Annotated in this window: 19 protein-coding genes; 16 read left to right on the top strand and 3 right to left on the bottom strand. The window is 73.0% G+C overall.

Annotated elements, in window-relative coordinates; all coding sequences use genetic code 11:
- Positions 1–924: 924 nt before the first annotated feature.
- The 15 genes from P4R38_RS08120 (at position 925) to P4R38_RS08050 (ending at position 16,176) form a co-directional block, all read left to right on the top strand.
- The gene (locus P4R38_RS08120) at positions 925–1,650 is read left to right on the top strand and encodes a tetratricopeptide repeat protein (RefSeq protein ID WP_277191817.1); all 726 of its coding nucleotides are present in this window, start codon (positions 925–927) and stop codon (positions 1,648–1,650) included.
- A gap of 78 nt (positions 1,651–1,728) precedes the next feature.
- Positions 1,729–2,073, top strand: a complete 345-nt coding sequence (locus P4R38_RS08115) for a single-stranded DNA-binding protein (RefSeq protein ID WP_275238628.1) — start codon at positions 1,729–1,731, stop codon at positions 2,071–2,073.
- A gap of 66 nt (positions 2,074–2,139) precedes the next feature.
- Positions 2,140–3,198: an HAD-IIA family hydrolase gene (locus tag P4R38_RS08110; RefSeq protein WP_277191816.1), complete on the top strand. Its 1,059-nt coding sequence runs from the start codon at positions 2,140–2,142 to the stop codon at positions 3,196–3,198.
- 59 nt (positions 3,199–3,257) lie between these two features.
- Positions 3,258–4,139 carry a hypothetical protein gene (locus P4R38_RS08105; RefSeq protein WP_277191815.1) on the top strand — a complete coding sequence of 294 codons (882 nt, stop codon included), beginning with the start codon at positions 3,258–3,260 and terminating at the stop codon, positions 4,137–4,139.
- Between the two features lie 13 nt (positions 4,140–4,152).
- Positions 4,153–4,527, top strand: a complete 375-nt coding sequence (locus P4R38_RS08100) for a hypothetical protein (protein ID WP_277191814.1) — start codon at positions 4,153–4,155, stop codon at positions 4,525–4,527.
- A gap of 10 nt (positions 4,528–4,537) precedes the next feature.
- Complete coding sequence (locus P4R38_RS08095; protein WP_277191813.1) at positions 4,538–5,362, top strand: TlyA family RNA methyltransferase; 825 nt, start codon at positions 4,538–4,540, stop codon at positions 5,360–5,362.
- Positions 5,359–6,258, top strand: coding sequence for an NAD kinase (locus P4R38_RS08090; protein WP_277191812.1), 900 nt, complete (start codon positions 5,359–5,361; stop codon positions 6,256–6,258). Before P4R38_RS08095 ends, P4R38_RS08090 begins: the two co-directional genes overlap by 4 nt.
- 39 nt (positions 6,259–6,297) lie before the next feature.
- Complete coding sequence (gene recN, locus P4R38_RS08085) at positions 6,298–8,025, top strand: DNA repair protein RecN (RefSeq protein ID WP_277191811.1); 1,728 nt, start codon at positions 6,298–6,300, stop codon at positions 8,023–8,025.
- Between the two features lie 62 nt (positions 8,026–8,087).
- On the top strand, positions 8,088–9,269 hold the full coding sequence (gene steA / locus P4R38_RS08080) for a putative cytokinetic ring protein SteA (RefSeq protein WP_277191810.1): 1,182 nt from the start codon (positions 8,088–8,090) through the stop codon (positions 9,267–9,269).
- Entirely contained in the window at positions 9,266–10,213 is a 948-nt protein-coding gene (locus P4R38_RS08075) for a copper transporter (RefSeq protein ID WP_275238619.1), read from the top strand. Before steA ends, P4R38_RS08075 begins: the two co-directional genes overlap by 4 nt.
- Positions 10,210–10,992, top strand: a complete 783-nt coding sequence (locus P4R38_RS08070) for a hypothetical protein (RefSeq protein WP_277191809.1) — start codon at positions 10,210–10,212, stop codon at positions 10,990–10,992. Before P4R38_RS08075 ends, P4R38_RS08070 begins: the two co-directional genes overlap by 4 nt.
- 62 nt (positions 10,993–11,054) lie before the next feature.
- Positions 11,055–12,665: a murein biosynthesis integral membrane protein MurJ gene (murJ, locus tag P4R38_RS08065; RefSeq protein ID WP_277191808.1), complete on the top strand. Its 1,611-nt coding sequence runs from the start codon at positions 11,055–11,057 to the stop codon at positions 12,663–12,665.
- 34 nt (positions 12,666–12,699) lie between these two features.
- On the top strand, positions 12,700–13,764 hold the full coding sequence (locus P4R38_RS08060; RefSeq protein WP_277191807.1) for a glycosyltransferase family 4 protein: 1,065 nt from the start codon (positions 12,700–12,702) through the stop codon (positions 13,762–13,764).
- A 94-nt stretch (positions 13,765–13,858) separates the two neighbouring features.
- Positions 13,859–15,547, top strand: a complete 1,689-nt coding sequence (locus P4R38_RS08055; protein WP_277191806.1) for a CTP synthase — start codon at positions 13,859–13,861, stop codon at positions 15,545–15,547.
- Positions 15,544–16,176, top strand: a complete 633-nt coding sequence (locus P4R38_RS08050) for an NUDIX domain-containing protein (RefSeq protein ID WP_277191805.1) — start codon at positions 15,544–15,546, stop codon at positions 16,174–16,176. Before P4R38_RS08055 ends, P4R38_RS08050 begins: the two co-directional genes overlap by 4 nt.
- Positions 16,177–16,200: 24 nt before the next feature.
- Here the strand turns inward: P4R38_RS08050 and P4R38_RS08045 are convergent, their stop codons facing one another.
- From P4R38_RS08045 to P4R38_RS08035, 3 genes are all read right to left on the bottom strand, one after another.
- Positions 16,201–17,103: a GNAT family N-acetyltransferase gene (locus P4R38_RS08045; RefSeq protein ID WP_277191804.1), complete on the bottom strand. Its 903-nt coding sequence runs from the start codon at positions 17,101–17,103 to the stop codon at positions 16,201–16,203.
- Positions 17,104–17,167: 64 nt separating this feature from the next.
- Complete coding sequence (gene argG, locus P4R38_RS08040; RefSeq protein ID WP_277191803.1) at positions 17,168–18,586, bottom strand: argininosuccinate synthase; 1,419 nt, start codon at positions 18,584–18,586, stop codon at positions 17,168–17,170.
- A gap of 111 nt (positions 18,587–18,697) precedes the next feature.
- Positions 18,698–19,825, bottom strand: a complete 1,128-nt coding sequence (locus P4R38_RS08035; protein WP_277191802.1) for a ScyD/ScyE family protein — start codon at positions 19,823–19,825, stop codon at positions 18,698–18,700.
- Between the two features lie 206 nt (positions 19,826–20,031).
- Between P4R38_RS08035 and P4R38_RS08030 the strand changes: the two genes are divergently transcribed.
- Positions 20,032–20,427 carry a YchJ family protein gene (locus tag P4R38_RS08030; RefSeq protein WP_277191801.1) on the top strand — a complete coding sequence of 132 codons (396 nt, stop codon included), beginning with the start codon at positions 20,032–20,034 and terminating at the stop codon, positions 20,425–20,427.
- The last annotated feature ends 162 nt before the right edge of the window (positions 20,428–20,589 follow it).

Below are 20,589 nucleotides of genomic sequence, written 5' to 3'. Positions count from 1 at the left end.
CAGCGCCGATGGTACTGCACTGGGAACGGTGTGGGAGAGTAGGACACCGCCGGACATACATTCCAAGGGAGGCCAGCACACACGTGCTGGCCTTTCTTGCGTTCACGATCGGTATCGGCACTGTCGGCATGGCCGCACCGGTGCCGGCTTGAGACCATGACGAGTCAGGCAGCGTCGGAAAGAGGAAACGTGGCGGACGACCAGTCGGGCAACGGCGACAACGCCGGCTCCGGAGGTGACGACTCAGCGCGCCGTCCTCGCTCGGATCGTTGGGCGCGCCCAGCGCGCGGTGAGTCGGACGCGAACCGCGAGGAGCGCAGGCCCCGCCGGGACGACGACGGCCGTTCGCGCGGCGGATCGCGACCCTCGAGTGACCGCGGTCGTGATCGCGATCGCGGCCGTAGCGGCGACCGTGACAGCGGCGCGGGTGCGCGTCGGGGTGATCGGCCTGAGCGGGGCTCGGCGGAGCGCTTCGGTGACCGACGCCCGTCGCGCGGCGGCCAGGACGGTGCTCGCGGTCGTTCGCGGGACACCAACGCCCCCCGCGACCGCGGCTCGTACGGCGGTGACCGTCCACGGCGTGGCGATGACAGGGACTTCTCGCGGGACGATCGTGGGAGGTCCCGTGGCGAGCGGCCGGCGCAGGGCGGGGGCCGGTTCGGTGGTCGGGGCGAGGGCCGCCCGTCGGGCGGCGGTTCGTCCTGGGGACGCGATGACGACCGCCGAGGCGCGGGACCGCGCCGCGACTCGGGCGAGCGGCGGGGGCCGGCGCGTTCGTTCTCGGACCGTGGGGGCGACGACCGGGCCGGAAGCGGCGGTCCTCGGGCTGACGGGGGCTCGCGCGGCCCGCGGAGCTGGGACCGGTCCCGGGACGCGGCAGGCACGGACAACCGTAACCGTCGTGAGCCGGAGATCCCTGAAGGTGTGACCGGCAAGGAGCTGGACCGCTCGGTCTGGCAGCAGCTGCGCACCTTGACCAAGGAGAACGCCGAGGGCGTGGCTCAGCATCTGGCTGCTGCCGCCCTGCTGCTGGAGGACGATCCCGACGAGGCGCTGAACCATGCACAGCACGCTGCGCGCCGCGCCGGCCGGGTGCCGGCGGCCCGCGAGGCTCTCGGCCTGGTGCTCTACCGACGCGGCGAGTTCGCCGAGGCACTTCGGGAGTTCCGGACGGCGCGGCGCCTGTCGGGCTCGAACCACCTGCTGCCGTACATGGTCGACTGCGAGCGCGGTCTCGGCCGCCCGGAGCGCGCGCTGGAGCTCGCGTCGTCCCCGGAGGCGAAGGGGCTGGCCGAGGCGGACAACATCGAGCTCGCGATCGTGGTCTCGGGCGTGCGGCGCGATCTCGGTCAGAACGACGCGGCGGTCATGGGGCTGCGGATCCCTGCGCTGACCCGCGCGTCGAAGCAGCCGTGGGCCGCCAGGCTGTTCTACGCCTACGGCGACGCGCTGCTCGCGACCGGCGACGAGGACGGCGCCCACGACTGGTTCAGTCGCGCGCTGGACGCGGACGCTGCCGGCGAGACCGACGCCGCGGACCGCCTGGCCGAGCTCGAGGGTCTGGTCGTGCAGGACCTGCTGGAGGGCGAGGCCGACGAGGAGCTGGAATCCACACCCTCGTCAGACGCGGACCGCGATCCACAGGAGTAGCGCGACCCTCGTCCGGCGACGGGTCACACCTCGATCCTGATCATCACATCTCGATGAGGACAGGTTGGAGGTTCGCCCGTGGACACGAGCGTCAACGAGGTTCGACTGGTCGGAAGGGTGAGTGGCTCACCGGTGCACCGGGTGCTGCCGAGCGACGACGAGCTCGTGACCTTTCGGCTGGTCGTGGACCGACCGGTCAAGGCCAGGTCGACGAGCTCGGGTCGGCAGGTCCGCGTCGACACGATCGACATCGCCTGCTGGACGAGCCGGACCCGACGACGGGCCATCGCGCTTGAGTCGGGGGAGTGCGTCGAGGTCAGCGGCGCGCTGCGTCGTCGTTTCTGGCGGGCGGGTGCCGCCGCGGTCAGCCGGTGCGAGGTGGAGGCGGCCTCGATCGACCGGCTTCGTGTGGGCGCGGCCTGAGCCGGGCCGGGCCCTCATGAGGCGGCCGGGCGCGCTCCGTGCGGCGGGCACCGGCACAATCCTGGTGTGGCTTCCTTGATCGACCGTTTCCGTGGGCTCGTCTGTGACCTGGACGGCGTCGTCTACGCAGGACCTCGCCCCGTTCCCGGCGCCGTCGACGCGTTGGAACGCGCTGTGTCGACGGGCCGGCGCGTCGTGTATGCGACCAACAACGCCTCCAGGCCACCCGAGGCGGTGGCGCAGCACCTGAGCGACCTCGGTCTGAGCGCCGGCGCGGCCGACGTGATCACGAGCTCGGTCGCGGGAGCGCAGTACCTTGCTGACCGGGTGGCGCCCGGCAGCGCCGTCCTCGCCGTTGGCGGACCCGGTGTCGCCGCGGCCCTCAGCCACGTCGGCCTCGACCCGGTCGCTCCGGTCGACGCACGAGCCGCGTCGGGTGCCACGGGGAAGCAGCCCGTGCGGGCGGTCCTTCAGGGCTATGGCGCCGACGTCACGGCGAGGGACCTGGCCGAGGCCGCTCATGCCATCCAGCACGACGCGTTGTGGGTCGCGACGAACGTGGACCGGACTCTGCCCACCGATCGTGGCGTGGCCCCCGGCAACGGCACGCTGGTCGATGCCGTCCGTGCCGCGGTCGGCCGGGGTCCGGCAGTGATCGGCAAGCCCGGGCCCGCCATGTACGAGCTGGCGGCACGGACCCTTGGGCTCGGCCCGAGCGACCTGCTCGGCGTGGGTGATCGGCTCGAGACCGACATCGCCGGTGCGAGGGCTGCGGCAATGCCGTCCGCGCTGGTGCTTACCGGGGTTCACGGGGCTGTAGACCTGCTGTCGGCTCCGGTCGAGCAGCGTCCCGACTTCGTGATCGAGGCGCTGCCCGCTCTGCACGAGCCGTACGAGGAGGCGGTCCGTCTGGACGAGACCACCGCGCGGTGCGGACGGGCGAGCGCACGCGTCGTACCCGCCGATCGCTCCCGAGACTGGTCGCTGCACCTCGACGCCGGCGGCGGGGAGATGGGATCGATCGAGTGCCTGCGAGCCGCGGCACTGGTGCTCTGGGCGGCCGTCGACCGTGCCGACTTGGATCATGCCGACGCGGCCGAGCTGTGGCGCAGTAGCGTGGGCTGACGCCGCGTGGGCTCGCCCTGTCGCGGCGACCTGAGCCTTCGCACGATCGAGGAGATGTGATGAGTCTGAACAACGTCAGGACAGCGCTGCAGATCCTGTCCGGTGCGGGCGAGGTGACTCGCGCCAAGGCGATGGAGGCGGCCGACGCGCTGCTCTCCGTACCGCAACAGCTGCCAGGTGCCAGGAGCACCTCCGGACGGGCGGGTCAGCTGGCCGGGCAGGTCGCCACCCTCGCTGACGAGCTCGTCGCAGCCGCGGCGGCCAACCAGGACAACATCCGCGCGCTGATCCGCAGCGAGCTCGACACCCGGCTGCAACGGGTCGGGCTCGTGCCCTCCACCGAGCTCGCGGACGCGCGAGCAGAGATCGAGCGCCTGGAGCGGCAGGTCGAGACGCTGCGACGCGAGCTGGCAGGCCGTGCATCCGGGCCGGCTGAGGCAGCCGCCACCCCGCCCGTCGCTCGACGACGTCCGCCACGCACGGCGATCGCGAAGAAGTCCGCGCGCCGCAACCAGGTCCGGCCGGGCGAGACGGCCGGCGTCGTCGACTTCGAGAGCGCCGCCACGAGGACCGCCGCGAAGCGCACGGGATCTTCCGGTCCGCGGCGGCTGGCGGAGGCCAGCTCGTCCGCGGCGCCGACCCCGCCGAGGAAGGCCGCCAAGAAGGCGCCCTCGGCGACGGCGCCGACGGCGAAGAAGGCCGCCAAGCGACCGGTCAAGAAGGCCACGTCGCCGGTGAAGAAGGCATCCTCTCCGGCAGCCGCGCCGACGAAGAAGGGCACGTCGGCGAATGCGAAGTCGCCGGCCAAGAAGGGCGCGAGCGGATCACAGCCGTTCACCGACGCGAAGGACGCGGCCAAGAAGGCACCGTCGCCGGACCCGGCCAAGAGAACCGAGGCGCCGAGACCGGACCCGGGCGCGCCGTCCTCCACGACGAGCTGAGGCCCAGACACCCATGCACGACGAGATCGAGGACCCGGCCGCGGCCGGTGCCACGGACCCAGGGACGACTCCGCCCGCCGAGACCGGCTCCGTGGGGAGCGGGGACGGCGCCGACGCGGTGGAGACTCGGCCGGACGTCCTGGCCGAGGACGAGGCCGCCGGACCGTCCGGCGCCGCGGCGGAGGCCGCCCGAGAGGCGTCCGTCGCGCTGCCGGACCGTCCTCTGCACACCGAGCGACCTGACCGTGAGCCGACCGGCGACGACGAGGTCGACCGTGCGCTGGTCGCACTCGACGAGTCCGACGGACGGCCGTTGCAGGAGCAGATCGAGGAGATCACCGCGGTGCACCGCACACTCCAGCACCGGTTGTCCGACCTGCGCGACTAGGCGCCGGCGGATGACAGCGGCGCCGGACCGCGCCGAGCGACTCGACGTGGCCCTGGTCTCGCGCGGGCTCGCGCGCTCACGGGCGCAGGCCCAGGAGTGGATCAGCGCGGGCCAGGTGCGGATCGGCGATCGTACGGCGCACAAGGCCTCGGAGCGGGTGTCGGACGGCCAGGAGCTGGTGGTCGACTCCGACGACGGTGGCTGGGTCGGTCGGGCTGCGCACAAGCTCGTCGGAGCCCTGGAGGCCTTCGTCCCGGTCGCCGCGGCGGTGCCCGGCGCTCGGTGCGTGGACGTCGGCGCCTCCACCGGTGGGTTCACCCAGGTCCTGCTGCGACAGGGCGCGGGGTCCGTCGTCGCGCTCGACGTCGGGCACGGTCAGCTCGTGCCGCAGATCGCCGACGACCCTCGCGTCGAGGAGGTGTCCGGGACCAACGTCCGCGACGTGTCGGCCGCGTCCCTCGGGGGTGCAGCGGATGTCGTCGTGAGCGACCTCAGCTTCATCTCGCTCACCCTCGTGATGGCGCAGCTGGCCGACCTGACGGCCCCGACGGGCCATCTCGTGGTCCTGGTCAAGCCGCAGTTCGAGGTCGGCAGGCAGGCCCTCGGCAAGGGCGGCGTCGTGCGGTCGGGGCGGCTGCGGGCCGACGCCGTACGCGATGTCGTGGACGCCGCACGGTCGCACGACCTGGCCCCGCACGGGCTCGCTCCCAGCCCGCTGGTGGGAGGTACCGGCAACCAGGAGTACCTCCTGTGGCTGAGGCACACGACGGCAGGCATGATGGCGCCAATGGACCTGGAGACCGTGCTCGACCGCATCACCGGGGAAGCCCGGTGAGCCGCCGCATCCTGCTGGTGGGCCATCCGCGCCGCCCGGAGGCCATCCAGGTGGCGGTCGACCTCGTCCGTGGGCTCGCCGAGCACGGCATCGACGTGATCGGTGAGCACGAAGAGCTGGCGGCGTTCGGGCTGCTGGAGGAGCCGAACGTCGCCCTCGCCAACCCGGAGGCGCCGGCGGACGGCGCCGAGCTGGTGGTGGTCCTCGGCGGGGACGGGACGATCCTGCGCGGCGCCGAGACCGTCCGGGACACCGGCGTCCCGCTGCTCGGCATCAACCTCGGCCACGTGGGCTTTCTCGCCGAGGCAGAGGCCGAGGACGTCCACGCGACCGTCGACGGCATCGCACGGCGCTCCTGGTCCGTCGAGGAGCGGCAGACGCTCGAGGTGACCGCGCGGGTCGACGGCGCCGTGGTCTGCGAGGGCTGGGCACTCAACGAGGCCACCGTCGAGAAGGCCGCCCGGGAACGGATGCTGGAGCTCGTCGTCGAGATCGACGGCCGGCCCCTGTCGACCTGGGGCTGCGACGGCGTCGTGATGTCGACCCCGACCGGTTCGACGGCGTACGCGTTCTCCGCGGGCGGCCCGGTGATGTGGCCGGGTGTGGAGGCGCTGCTGCTGGTGCCCATCTCCGCGCACGCGCTGTTCGCCCGGCCGCTGGTGCTCGGCCCGCAGGCTCAGCTCGCGGTGGAGCTGGTCCCGTCGTCGGCGGGTCGCGGCGTGCTGTGGTTCGACGGCCGTCGGTCCTTCGAGCTGCCTCCTGGCGCGCGGATCGAGGCACGGCGCAGCCCGCTGACCGTGCATCTCGCGCGCCTGACCGACGCACCCTTCACCGACCGGCTGGTGGCCAAGTTCGACCTGCCGGTCGAGGGCTGGCGCGGCCGCGGTCGTCGTTGACCACGGCGCCCGTCAGCGTTCCTCACTACAGTGGCCGCCGTGCTGCGTGAGATCCGTATCCGAGGGCTGGGCGTCATCGACGATGCCGTGCTCGAGCTCTCCGACGGTCTGAACGTCGTGACCGGCGAGACGGGCGCCGGCAAGACGATGGTCGTCTCCGGGCTCGGCCTCCTGCTGGGCGAGCGGTCCGACGCCGGCCGGGTCCGTGCCGGGGCGGACCAGGCCCTGGTCGAGGGGGTCGTGGAGGTGGCGCCCGACCACCCGGCGGCCGTGCGGGCCCTGGAGGCCGGCGCGGACGTCGAGGACGTGCTGATCATGTCCCGCTCGGTCTCGGCGGCCGGGCGGTCCCGGGCGCACGTCGGCGGCCGAACTGCGCCGGTCGGTCTGCTCGCCGAGCTCGGACAGCATCTGGTCGCGGTGCACGGTCAGGCGGACCAGTGGCGACTGCAGCGCCCCGAGCAGCACCGCATCGTCCTGGACCGGTTCGGCGGGGAACCGGTCGCCGTGGCCACCAAGGAGTACGCCGACCTGTACGACGCCCTCGAGCGTGCGGAGAGCGAGCTGGCGACCCTGACCGCCGCGCACCGCGAACGCGTCCAGCGGCTGGACTCGCTGACGGCCTCGCTGGAGGAGATCGAACGCGTCGACCCCCAGTCGGGGGAGGACGAGTCGCTCGCCGCGGAGGCCGAGCGGCTGACCCACGCGGACGCACTACGCGCGGGCGCCGGCGAGGCGCACACGGCGCTCGTCGGTGACGAGGACCCGGTCGAGGGGTCTGCTCCGGCCGTCCTGGACCTGGTGTCGGCGGCGCGTACGGCACTCGGCTCCCTCACCGAGCACGACTCCCGGCTGGAGGAGCTGGACGCCCGCGTCCGCGAGCTCGGCGTCCTCGCGGCTGACCTCGGCGGCGACCTCGCCTCGTACGTCGCCGACATCGACGTCGAGCCGGGCCGCCTGGACGAGGTGAACGATCGCCGGGCGGCGGTGACGACACTGCTGCGCAAGTACGGCGACTCCGTCGACGAGGTCCTGGCCTGGAGTCAGGCGGCGGCGCTCGAAGCAGCCGACCTCGCCGGGACGGACGACCGGATCAGTGCCCTGCAGCAGCAGGTCGACGACCTGACCCCGCGGCTGGCCGCGGCGGCGTCGGCCCTGAGCGAGTGTCGAGCGAGTGCGGCGCGGACGCTGGGCGAGCGCGTCGGCGAGGAGCTGGCGCACCTGGCCATGGGCTCCGCCCGGGTCGAGGTCGTCGTCCGCCAGCACGAGGTCGACGACGGGCTGCGGCTGCCGGACGGGCGCACCGTCCGGCGAGCGGTGCACGGCGTGGACGAGGTCGAGATCCTGCTGGCCGCGAACAAAGGCGCCACGCCGCGGACCGTCGCGAAGGCCGCCAGCGGTGGTGAGCTGTCGCGCGTCATGCTGGCGCTCGAGGTCGTGACCGCGTCCGGCGACCTGCCGACGTTCGTCTTCGACGAGGTGGACGCCGGCGTGGGCGGTGCGGCGGCCCTCGACGTCGGCGCCCGGCTCAAGGCCCTCGCCGAGCAGGCCCAGGTCATTGTCGTCACCCACCTGGCCCAGGTGGCCGCGTACGCCGACCGTCACCTGGTCGTGCACAAGCAGGACGACGGACAGATCACCTCCAGCGGCGTCGCCGCCGTCTCGGGCGCCGAGCGCGAGGCCGAGCTGGCCCGGATGCTCGGCGGCGTCAGCGACAGCAAGGCCGCCCTGCAGCACGCGCGGGAGCTGCTCAGGTCCACGGCCGGATGAGGCGCGTCTCCCCGCCGCGCACCGCCCCGGGACGGCGCGGCGTGCGTGGCACGATGGGGCCGATGAGATTCCCCCTGCGTCGGCGCGTGAGCCCGGAACCCGCCGGTGTCGGCGGGACCGTGCGGGTCGACGCACGGACCAAGAACCTCACCAAGCGCCTGCGGCCGGGTGACGTCGCCGTGATCAACCACCGTGACATCGACCAGGTGAGCGCCGAGGCACTCGTCGCGTGCCGGCCCGCGGCCGTCGTCAACGCGGCGGAGTCGATCAGCGGCCGCTACCCCAACCTCGGCCCGTCCATCCTGGTCGAGGCCGGCATCCCGCTGCTGGACCACGTCGGGGAGCCGGTCATGGCCGCCGTCTCGGACGGTGAGTCCGCCCGCGTGCACGACGGCGAGCTGATTGTGGGGGACACGGTCATCGCGCGGGGCACGGTGCTGGACGCGGCGGCCATCGAGGTCGCCATGACGGACGCGCGTGCGGGGCTGTCGACCCAGATGGAGGCCTTCGCCGCCAACACGATGGAGTACCTGCTCCAGGAGCGGGACCTGCTGCTGGACGGCGTCGGCCTGCCCGACATCCGTACCGACATGGAGGGGCGGCACGTCCTCGTGGTCGTGCGCGGATACCACTACAAGGAGGACCTGCAGATGCTGCGGCCCTTCATCCGCGACTACAAGCCGGTGCTCATCGGCGTCGACGGCGGTGCGGACGCGCTGGTGGAGGCCGGGCTGAAGCCGACCATGATCGTCGGGGACATGGACTCGGTCAGTGACTCGACGCTGCGCTGCGGCGCCGAGGTCGTGGTCCACGCCTACCGTGACGGACGTGCTCCCGGCCTCTCGCGCGTCCAGGAGCTCGGCGTGAAGGACCCCGTGGTCTTTCCCGCCACCGGTACCAGCGAGGACATCGCGATGCTGCTGGCCGACGACAAGGGCGCGGACCTGATCGTCGCCGTCGGCACGCACGCGACGCTGGTGGAGTTCCTCGACAAGGGGCGCGCGGGGATGGCCAGCACCTTCCTCACCCGCCTGCGGGTCGGGAGCAAGCTGGTCGACGCCAAGGGCGTGAGCCGCCTCTACCGCACGAGCGTGCCGACCTGGATGCTCGTCGTCCTGGTGCTCGCCGGGTTCCTGGCCCTCTTCGTCGCCCTGGGGAGCACGCCCGCCGGTGACACCATCTTCCAGCTGCTCGGTTCTCGTTGGGACGCCTTCTGGTCCTGGCTCACAGGGGTGTTCGAATGATCGACTTCCGCTACCACGTCGTCTCGCTGGTCTCCGTCTTCCTCGCGCTCGCCGTCGGCATCGTCATCGGCGCGACGTCGCTGCGCGACGAGCTCGCAGGCGGGATCACCAAGGAGGTGCAGGGGCAGCGCCGCGACCTCGCCGCCACGCGTGAGGAGGTCAAGGAGGCGAACCGCGTCATCGGGCTGCAGGACCAGTACGCCGAGGACGTGGCGCCCCGCGTGCTCCCCGGTCAGCTGACCGGACGGTCCGTCGCGCTGCTCGTGCTGCCCGGTACGGAGGACAGCCTCGTCGACTCCAGCCGCGAGAGCCTGAAGGCCGGCGGCGCACAGGTCACCAGCACGGTGCGCCTGGACGAGAGCTGGGCCTCGGGTGCCAATGCCGACCGGGACGCCCTGCTGACGACGTCCGCGAAGGACCTCGGGCTGGACGCCGCGACGATCCCGAAGAACCGCCTGGCGGGCAAGGTGCTCGTCGAGGCCGTCGCCCATCAGGGCTCGACCGGCCGCGCCGACCAGGCGGCGAACGGCGTTCTCGCGGCGCTGAAGGACAAGGACCTGGCGTCGGCCCAGCCCGCCGCGCCGGCCCAGGCCGCCTCCGTGGTCGTGCTGTGGCCCGGCATGACGAGCAAGGACTCCGACACCGGCACGGTGAAGGCGTGGACGGACATCATCACGGCGGTCGGGCTGGCCGGCCGTCCGGTCGTCGGCGTGGCGTCCGGTCCGGTCAAGGACGACCTCACCACCCCGGACATGCTCGTGCGCGCTCTGCGGCGCAGCCCCGAGGTGACCGGCGCGATGAGCACCGTCGACGACGGGGACCGCGCGGTCGGGCAGGCCGCCCTCGTGCTGGCGCTGCGCGAGGAGTTTGCCGGTCAGTCGGGGCAGTTCGGCCTGGACAGCACGGCGAGCACCGTCACGCCGAGCCTGACGGAGGGGGAGTGAACCGTCTCCTCGTCGCGGCGCTCGCGGCCGGGACCGTCCGTGCCGTACTCCCGGCCCTGCGCCGACGTCCACCGGGCGGCGCCCGGGTCTGGGACCGTACGAACCACGCGGGACGGACGGTGTCCCTGCTGGAGGGGCCGGCGGTCGTCGCCGGCTGCGCGAGCGTGCTCGTGGTGTCCCCGACCGCCGCAGCGGCGGCCGTCGGCGGCGGTGCCATGGGTCTGCTCGACGACCTCGCCGGTGGCGCCGGCAGCAAGGGGTTGAAAGGTCACCTCGGCGCGCTGCGGCGGGGAGAAGTCACGACCGGGGCGGTCAAGGTGCTCGGGCTCGGGGTCGTCGGTGTGCTCGCCGCAGGCTCCGTCGACCGCGGACGCTGGGGTGGCTCGACCCTGGCCGGTGCGGGTCTCGTGGCCGGTGGCGCCAACCTGCTCAACCTGTTCGACCTGCGCCCGGGCCGCGCGCTCAAGGTCACCCTGCTGCTCGGTCTGCCGAGTGCCGCGGCCGGGTCCGGTGTGTCCGCGGGTGTCGTCGGTGCCGGCCTGGCGGCGCTCCCGGAGGACCTGCAGGGTCGGACCATGATGGGCGACACCGGCGCCAACGCACTGGGCGCGCTGGTGGGGACCGCGCTGGTCGAGCAGCTCGGGGCTCGGGCCCGCTGGACGGCGCTGGCCGTGGTCGTCGCACTGACCCTGGCCTCGGAGCGGGTCAGCTTCTCGGCGGTCATCGCCCGCACGCCGGGGCTGCGCGAGCTCGACGCCTGGGGCCGACCCCGGTCATGACCGCGACCGGGTCATCACACCGGCCCACCGCGCGACCCTCGCGCGGTGGGCTCCTGGCCGCCGTGGGCGTCATCGCGATCACCACCCTGTTCGCCCGAGTGGTCGGCTTCGGCCGCTGGATCGTCTTCTCGGGGACGGTCGGCAGCACCTGCGTCGGCGAGGTCTACAGCACTGCGAACCTGCTGCCCAACGTCCTGTTCGAGGTGGCCGCCGGGGGAGCCCTCGCCGCGGTCGCCGTACCTCTCGTCGCGGGAGCACTGGCGCGAGGCGAGCGCGACGAGGCGGACCAGGTCGCATCGGCGCTGCTGACGTGGGCGCTGGCGGTCCTCGTGCCGCTCGCCCTCCTGCTGGCCGTGCTCGCCCGGCCGGTGGCCACCCTGCTCCTCTCGCGCGGCTCGGACCCGGGGTGCTCCGGTCAGGGGCAGGTCGACCTGGCGACGACCATGATCCTGATCTTCGCGCCGCAGATCCCGCTGTACGGCGTCGGCATCGTCCTCGCGGGCGTGCTGCAGTCCCACCGCCGGTTCCTGGCGGCCGCGCTCGCGCCCCTGATGTCCAGCCTGGTCGTGATCGCGTCCTACCTCGCGTACGCGCGTCTGGCGCGCGGGGCCGACGGGGTACCGGAACGGCTGAGCGGTGGCGCCGTCGCCGCACTGGCGGGCGGCACGACGCTCGGCGTCGTCGCCCTGAGCCTGCCGCTGCTCCTGCCGGTCCGGCGCTCCGGGGCCCGGTTGCGTCCGAGCCTGCACTTCCCGCCCGGCGCGGCACGGCGCGCCGGGCATCTCGCCGGCGCCGGCGTGCTCGCGCTCCTCGCGCAGCAGGTGGCCGTCCTGTGCACGACGTGGGTCGCCAACCACCGCGGGGGCACGGGCACGCTCAACGTCTACACCTATGTCCAGGCGGTCTACCTGCTCCCGTACGCCGTGCTCGCGGTCCCGGTCGCCACGGCGGCCTTCCCCAACCTCGTGAACGGCTCGGTCGACCGGGCGGCCGCCGACGACACCCTCGTCCGCTCCTTGCGCCTGGTGCTGGTGGTCGGCGGTCTCGGTAGCGCGCTGCTGGTCGCGGTCGCGCGTCCGGTCGGGCGCTTCTTCGTACTGATCGACGCGAGCAAGGACCACCCGTCCGGCTCGGCCATCTCGGCGATGACGCCGGCCCTGGTCGCGTACGGCGTGGGTCTCGCCGGCTTCGCCGTGATCGCGCTGCTGCAACGAGCGCTGTACGTGCGCGGGGTCGCCTGGCACGGTGCCGTCGCGATCGCGCTCGGCTGGCTCGTCGCCGCGGTGGCCCCGCTGCTCCTCGTCGGGCCGGACGCAGGGGCTCGCTCCGCGCTCACCGTCCTCGGGTGGTCCAGCTCGGTGGGCATGTACGTCGCCGCCCTCGCCCTCGCGGTGCTCGTCGCGCGGTCCTGGGGGGCGTCGACGGTCACCGGTGCGGCGCGGACGGCGGCCGCTGCGGCCCTCGCCGGTGTCGTCGCGGCGGTGGTCGGCAGTGTCGTCGCGCGCCTGCTCTCACCGGGGCCGATCTGGGCGACGATCGCGGTCGGCGCGGTGGCCGCTGCAGCCGCGCTGATCGCGTATGCGACGGTTCTCCTCGTGGCAGATCCTTCGAGTGCGCGGCTGGCACGCCGGCGCCTCCGTCGGGGTGGTCGTCCAAGTGGGGCGACGGTATGAGAAGTTCCCACTCACGTCACCGGGAGGTGGCCCCGTGCGTGTCGTGATGCTGCTCGGTCCGGCCCGGGGTGGCATCGGTGTTCACGTCGACCGGATGTCGCGGCTGCTGGAGGCGCGCGGCGTCGACGTCCAGATCGTGACCGACCGCGCCACGGCCCGTCACTTCGACTGGCCCGACGCGGTGGCGGCCTGGCCGCGCGAGGCCGAGGAACCCCTCAGCCGGGCGCCCCGGTCCCTGTCGAAGCTGGTGAGCATGTGCCGCCACAGCGACGTCGTGCACGCTCATGGCTGGCAGGCCGGCCTCGTCGCCAGCGCTGCGATCAGGGCGATGGGCCGGCACGACCGCCCGCGTCTCATCGTGTCGCTGCACAACGAGCTGCCGTCGTCGATGCGCGGGCGGCTGCCTCACGTCGCGATCGCGCGGATGCTCAAGATCGCCGACCTGGTGACCGGAGCCAGCCAGGACCTCGTGGACCTCGCGGTCGAGCTGGGTGCCAAGGCGGCGGAGCTGGCCCCGGTGCCGTCCCCTCATCTGGGGGACCTGCTCGCTGCACCCGAACGGGACCGGCGCGTCCTCCAGCAGCCTCCGCTGGTGCTCACGGTGGCGCGGATCGCCCGGCAGAAGAACCTGCAGGCGCTGGTCGAGGCGGCGACCCGGCTGACCGTCCCGCTGAGGTGGGTCGTGGTCGGCGACGGCGACTCCGACCTGCTCCGCGAGCTGCGGCTGGCGGCGATGGGCACGCCGGTGGAGTTCATCGGTGTTAGTGACGACGTGCCCGGCTGGCTGAGCCGCGCCGACGTGTTCGTCCTCACCTCGAGCTGGGAGGCGCGAGCGCTCGTCCTGCAGGAGGCGATGGCCGCCGGCGTCCCCGTCGTTTCGACCGCAGTCGGGGGAGTTCCCCAGCTCGTGCAGGACGCGGGCGTGCTCGTACCGGCCAGGCAGCCGGCCCGGATCGCCACGGCGGTCGAGGACGTCCTGGGCGACTCCGGCGCGCGGGAGCAGATGTCGCGGCGAGGACGCGAGCTCGCGGCGTCCTGGCCGGGGGAGACCGCGACGGTCGATGCCTGGCTCGCCTGGTACGCGGCTGACGACGTCTGATCGCCGCTGCTGACGGTTCCGCGACGACGTCGTTCGCGACACCACGGCCTGGCGGTGGACGAGGCGGCCCGACCGTCACGTAGACTGAGAGCCCGTGGCGGAGCAGACGAAGCACATCTTTGTGACCGGAGGCGTGGCCTCCTCCCTCGGTAAGGGCCTGACGGCATCGAGCCTCGGCCAGCTACTTCGAGCACGCGGCCTGCGCGTGACGATGCAGAAGCTGGACCCTTACCTCAACGTCGACCCGGGGACAATGAACCCGTTCCAGCACGGCGAGGTCTTCGTCACCGAGGACGGTGCCGAGACCGACCTGGACATCGGGCACTACGAGCGGTTCCTGGGGGTGAACCTCTCCGGGAGCGCCAACGTCACGACCGGCCAGGTCTACAGCCGGGTGATCGCCAAGGAGCGGCGCGGTGAGTACCTGGGTGACACCGTCCAGGTGATCCCGCACATCACGAACGAGATCAAGGAGCGGATGCGCGCCGAGGCCGCGGCGAGCAACCCGCCCGACGTGATCATCACCGAGATCGGTGGCACGGTCGGCGACATCGAGAGCCTGCCGTTCCTGGAGGCCGCCCGTCAGGTCCGTCAGGACGTCGGACGCGACCACGTGTTCTTCCTGCACGTCTCGCTCGTGCCCTACCTCGCGCCGAGCGGCGAGCTGAAGACCAAGCCGACCCAGCACTCCGTGGCGGCGCTGCGGCAGGTCGGTATCCAGCCCGACGGGCTCGTGCTGCGCGCCGACCGTGACATCCCGGACGGCATCAAGCGCAAGATCTCGCTGATGTGCGACGTCGAGCCGGAGGGCTGCGCGGCGTGCGTGGACGCCCCGAGCATCTACGACATCCCGAAGGTGCTGCACCGTGAGGCGCTGGACGCCTACGTGGTGCGCCGTCTCGGGCTGCCGTTCCGCGACGTCGACTGGACCGAGTGGGACGACCTGCTCCGGCGGGTGCACGAGCCCGAGCACGAGGTCGAGATCGCGCTGGTCGGCAAGTACATCGACCTGCCGGACGCCTACCTGTCGGTCACCGAGGCGGTGCGCGCCGGCGGCTTCCACCACGACGCGAAGGTCCGCATCCGCTGGGTGCAGAGCGACAGCTGCCAGACCCAGGCCGGTGCGGCCAAGGCTCTCGGCGGCGTGGACGCGGTCCTGGTGCCGGGCGGCTTCGGCGTCCGAGGCATCGAGGGCAAGGTCGGCGCGCTGCGCTGGGCGCGCGAGAACCGCGTACCGACCCTCGGCATCTGCCTCGGCCTGCAGTGCATGGTCATCGAGTACGCCCGTGAGGTCGCCGGCATCGAGGGTGCGTCCTCGACCGAGTTCGACCCCGAGAGCCCGGCACCGGTCATCGCGACCATGGAGGAGCAGAAGGCCTTCGTCGAGGGTGCCGGAGACCTCGGCGGCACGATGCGGCTCGGTGCGTATCCCGCTGCGCTGCAGGAGGGTTCGGTGATCGCCGAGGCGTACGGCTCGTCCCGCGTCTCCGAGCGGCACCGGCACCGCTACGAGGTCAACAACGGTTACCGCGACCAGCTCGAGAAGGCCGGTCTGGTGTTCTCCGGGACCTCGCCCGACGGCCTGCTGGTCGAGTTCGTGGAGCTGCCGCGCGACGCGCACCCGTACTACGTCTCGACGCAGGCGCACCCGGAGTTCCTGTCCCGGCCGCACCAGGCGCACCCGCTGTTCGCGGGCCTGGTCGGCGCCGCGATCGACGCACAGCGCGCCGCGCGTCTGGTCGAGGTCGAGCGGCCGCGCGCCGGCGAGGCCGTCGCCCCGTGAGCGACGAGCTGGCGGACCGGCTCGTCGAGCGACCCGTCCTGAAGCGGGAGGTGCTGCACGAGGGTCTGGTGTGGAACCTCGTCCGCGAGGAGGTCGACCTCGGCGGCGCCGGCGTGGTCACCCGGGAGTTCATCGACCACCCCGGGGCGGTCGGGTGCGTCGCGCTGGACGAGCAGGGACGCGTCCTGCTGCTGCAGCAGTACCGTCACCCGACCGGCATCCTGGACTGGGAGCTGCCGGCCGGTCTGCTGGACGTCCGCGGTGAGCAGCCGTGGGTGGCCGCCGCCCGCGAGCTGCACGAGGAGGCCGACCTCACGGCCGAGCAGTGGCACGTGCTCGCGGACTGGCAGAACTCACCCGGCGGCTCGAGCGAGAACTGGCGCTGCTTCCTGGCCCGCGGCCTGACCGCGGTCCCGGATGCCGAGCGCTTCACCCGCGAGCACGAGGAGGCCGACATCGTCGTGCGCTGGGTGCCGCTGGAGGAGGCGGTCGCCGCGATCCTCGGTGGTCGGCTGCACAACGCCTGCACCGTCGCCGGCGTGCTCGCGGCCCACGCCGCACGGCTGCAGGACTGGGCGACGCTGCGGCCGCACGACGCCCCGTGGCCGGAGCACCCCGCGTACCGCTGACGGCGTCACGGGGAGCCCGCTCGGTCAGTCGTCGGACAGGTCGGCCGCGCGGTTGACCCAGGTGCCGGTGACCGTCATCCCGACGCGCTCGTACAACCCCAGCGCGCCCGTACGGGAGTCCGTCGACAGCTCCGAGACGGTCGCGCCGTGGGACCGGGCGACCCCGAAGGCGTCCACCAGCAGCGCTCGGGCGAACCCGCGCCCCCGCTGATCGCGTCGGACGGCGAGCCGGTCGACGTAGCCGGTCTCACCATCGAGGTGGACGCAGGCGCACCCGACGACCACGTCGTCTCGGTCGACGACGACGCGCAGGCACCAGGGAGCGAAGCCGGGACGCTGCGTCACGCGCGCGCAGAAGTCCTCGAAGGTCTCCCGCTCGCGCTCCGACCACTCCAGGAACGCGTCCTCGACGACCTGCCACACCTGCTCGTACTCGACCGGGTCCGCCTCGCGCACCACGTAGCCGGCCGCCACCGGCTGCGGCTCGATGTCCACGCCCTCGGGCAGAGTGAGGATCCAGCTGGTCCACCTCTCCCGGTAGTCGAGCGCCTCCAGGAGACGGTCGCCGGCCGAGCCCTGCGGCACCGGCATACTGACCACATCCGCGCCGGCGGTGCGGGCTCGCTCCTGCATCCACCGGGCCAGCTGCGTGCCCAGCCCGCGGCCCCGGTACGCCGGCGCCACCGCCGCGTCGCCGCGGTCGCCTCCGGAGTACTCCGCGTACGCCACCAGCTCGTCGCCGTCGAAGACGCCGACGGTGCTCGCGGACACGTCGAAGCTGGGCCGCTGCCAGTCGCCGACGATGTCGGCCTCCTCGATCACGACCTGGCCGACGTCGTGCATCTCCTGCGCCGCCATCACGGACGTCACGGCCCCGGCGTCGTCGAGGCGGAGGGGACGTGAGGTGAGACCGTCGGTGAGCTCCATGAGCACAGTGAACGACCCGGGGACGGCGCCCGCACCCGGATTTCGGTGAGCCCGCCCGGAGGCGTCAGTCGACGCCGAAGTCGATGGCGGCCCGGTCGAGGGCATCGTCCTCGTCGGACTCGACCTCGGGATTGGCCGAGATCACCTCTGCCCCACCAGGACTCAGCTCGCCGACGAGCCGCGTGTCCCGCTCGGTCAGCCCGCCCTGTGCGGCGTACAGCTCCAGCTTGGAGCGGGTGTCGGCGATGTCGAGGTTGCGCATCGTCAGCTGCCCGATGCGGTCCGTCGGGCCGAAGGCGGCGTCCTCGGTGCGCTCCATCGACAGCTTGTCGGGGTGATAGGAGAACGCCGGGCCGGTGGTGTTCACGACGGAGTAGTCCTCACCGCGACGCAGCCGGACGGTCACCTCGCCGGTGACGGCCGAGGCCACCCAACGGAGCAGCGACTCGCGGATCATCAGCGCTTGCGGGTCGAACCAGCGACCCTCGTACAGCAGCCGCCCGAGCCGGCGACCGTCGGCGTGGTAGGACGCGATCGTGTCCTCGTTGTGGATCGCGTTGACGAGCCGCTCGTAGGCGATGAACAGCAGCGCCATGCCCGGCGCCTCGTAGATGCCCCGGGACTTCGCCTCGATGATGCGGTTCTCGATCTGGTCGGACATGCCGAGGCCGTGGCGGCCGCCGATGGCGTTCGCCTCGGTGAAGAGGGCCACCACGTCGTCGAACGTACGGCCGTCGATCGCCACTGGCAGACCGCGCTCGAACCGGATCGTCACGTCCTCGGGCTCGATCGCCACGGCGGGGTCCCAGAACCGGACGCCCATGATCGGCTCGACCGTCTCCAGCGAGGTGTCCAGGTGCTCCAGGGTCTTCGCCTCGTGCGTCGCACCCAGGATGTTGGCGTCGGTGGAGTACGCCTTCTCCGCGCTGTCGCGGTAGGGCAGGTCGTGCGCGACCAGCCACTCCGACATCTCCTGGCGGCCACCGAGCTCGGTGACGAAGTCGGCGTCCAGCCACGGCTTGTAGATGCGCAGGGCGGGGTTCGCCAGCAGGCCGTACCGGTAGAACCGCTCGATGTCGTTGCCCTTGAACGTCGAGCCGTCACCCCAGATCGACACGCCGTCGTCCTGCATGGCGCGTACGAGCAGGGTGCCGGTCACCGCGCGCCCGAGCGGCGTGGTGTTGAAGTAGACGCGGCTGCCGCTGCGGATGTGGAACGCACCGCAGGCGATGGCGGCCAGACCCTCCTCGACCAGCGGGGCACGGCAGTCGACCAACCGGGCGAGCTCGGCGCCGTACTGGCCGGCGCGGCCCGGGACCGAGCCGATGTCGGGCTCGTCGTACTGGCCGAGGTCCGCGGTGTAGGTGCAGGGCACGGCGCCCTTGTCCCGCATCCACGCGACCGCGACCGAGGTGTCGAGACCGCCGGAGAAGGCGATGCCGACACGTTCACCGACAGGGAGAGAAGTCAGGACCTTGGACACCCGGCCAGGGTAGAGCCGTGCCCTCCGGGCGCGCCGAGCCGGCCCGGTGGTGAGACGGCCGGGGACCCGGCCGGTGCGGGTGACACGGTCCCTGTCACCGGCCGGACCGGCTCAGCGCAGCGGGATCGCGACGACCGAGCCGCCCCCTGCGCAGACCGAGCAGGTGGTGACGTACGCCGTCCCGCCGCGCACCGCGACGCCGTACGGAGCCGGCAGGTTGCCCGCCACTGTCGAGTGGGCGGACCCGCGGCCGACCTTCAGCAGCGAGCCCATCGGCAGACCGTCCGCGGCGAGCAGGCCCCCGTCGGCGAGCTGGACGGCGTAGAGCGAGCCGTGGTCCCAGGTGAGGTCGGTGACGTTGGTGAGCCCCGTGGCGTACGGCTGGGGCGCGCGTCCCGGCACGACCCGCCAGATGGTGGAGGCGCCGGGCGGGAACGGGAACCCGGTCAGCTGGCTGACGTAGTACGCGCCGTCGGCGCCGACCGCGACGCCGGTCGGGACGGCCTGCATGGGGATCTTCGGCGGCAGGCCGGGGATCGGCGGGGCGTCGACCAGGCGTTCCGGGAAGACGGCCAGCGTCGAGGAGCGGCCGTGCTTGCCGAACCGCACCAGGTCGTTGCCCCCGGCGTCGGTCACCGCGTAGGCGTTGCCGACGCGCACCAGGCCGGAGGTGTTGGAGTCGACCCCGGCGCCGTCGGGGTCGGAGTTCTCGTAGCCGGCGACGTCGGCGAGCACGGAGAGCCGCGGCTTCGGGGCGAGCCGGCCGCTGACGAGCGTGCCGAGCCATCTGGCTCCGGAGCCGAGGGAGTCGCGGACGGCCGTCGTCCCGCCGAGGCCGATGCCGATCGTGATGTTCCGGTTGCCGGTGAGCGAGAGGTCCGCCGGACCGGTCGCCGAGCTGCCGTCGGCGCCGGCGAGCGAGGGAAGCCCGGTCACGACCCGGCGCTGGGCGCCGCGGTGGACCGCGGTGACGGCGCCGGACGCACCGAGGCAGACCCTGCCCTCGGCGCCGCCGAAGCAGGGACCGCTGCCGCCCCGGCCCGACTCGGCGACGTACAGCGTCCCGTCGGGCGAGAAGGCCAGGTGGCGTGGGTTGTCCAGACCGGTGGCGACCGGGCGGGGCGCGGTGGCGGCGCTCGCGCTCGGTGCTGCGACCTGGCCGACAGTGAGGGCGATGCCTGCGGCGGCGAGCATCGCCACGGCGGATCGGGTACGGGGACGGACGCGGCGAGCTGTCATGGTGATCCTCCGGTGACGCGGTGGCAGGTGACGAACGCCCTGACCGGGTGCCCGTCTCCTCCTCCGGATCCGCGTGCAGCCCGACCCTGGCCCGCCCAGTGTGCGCAGCCTGGAGGCGGCCCCGGAACGCCGTTTGCGCAGGCGCCCCGAATGCGGAAGATTGCCCGGGCGAAGGGTCGGCCCCGACGCCCGGGCAGGATGGACACATGAGCGTCTTCGCGACCGGTGGACCGTGCCCGTGCGGCAGCGGGACGTCGTACGACGCGTGCTGCGGGCGGCTCCATCGCGGTGAGGCGGAGGCGGAGACCGCCGAGCAGCTGATGCGGGCCCGGTACTCGGCGTACGCGGTGGGCGACGCCGACTACCTGTTCCGGTCCTGGCACCCGCGGACGCGACCCCCGGACGTCTTCGAGCCGGAGCAGACGCGGTGGCGGGCCCTGCAGATCCACAGCGTGCGGGACGGCCGGGTCGGCGAGCCGGAGGGCGTCGTGGAGTTCACCGCGTCGTACGAGAGCGACGCCGGGCCCGGCGAGCTGCACGAACGCAGCCGGTTCGTCCGGCGCGCGGGCCGCTGGGTCTACCTCGACGGGGAGATGGCCTGAGGCGGGCGCGATCGGCCAAACGGGTTTCCGGCGACCGTCGCGAACCCCGTAGACTGATGCGCGTCGTCGGTGGCGGAGTGACGACCCGCCAGGGCCGGAGCAGGCCCGGCCGACGACCGCGCGTCCGGCGTACCGACGAGAGGTCGAGGACTCCTCGACGAA

The sequence above is a fragment of the Luteipulveratus flavus genome (assembly GCF_029439465.1).
Taxonomy (GTDB): Bacteria; Actinomycetota; Actinomycetes; order Actinomycetales; family Dermatophilaceae; genus Luteipulveratus; species Luteipulveratus flavus.
The sequence above is the reverse complement of the archived record's forward strand: the minus strand, read 5'-3'. Positions and strand labels throughout refer to the sequence as shown.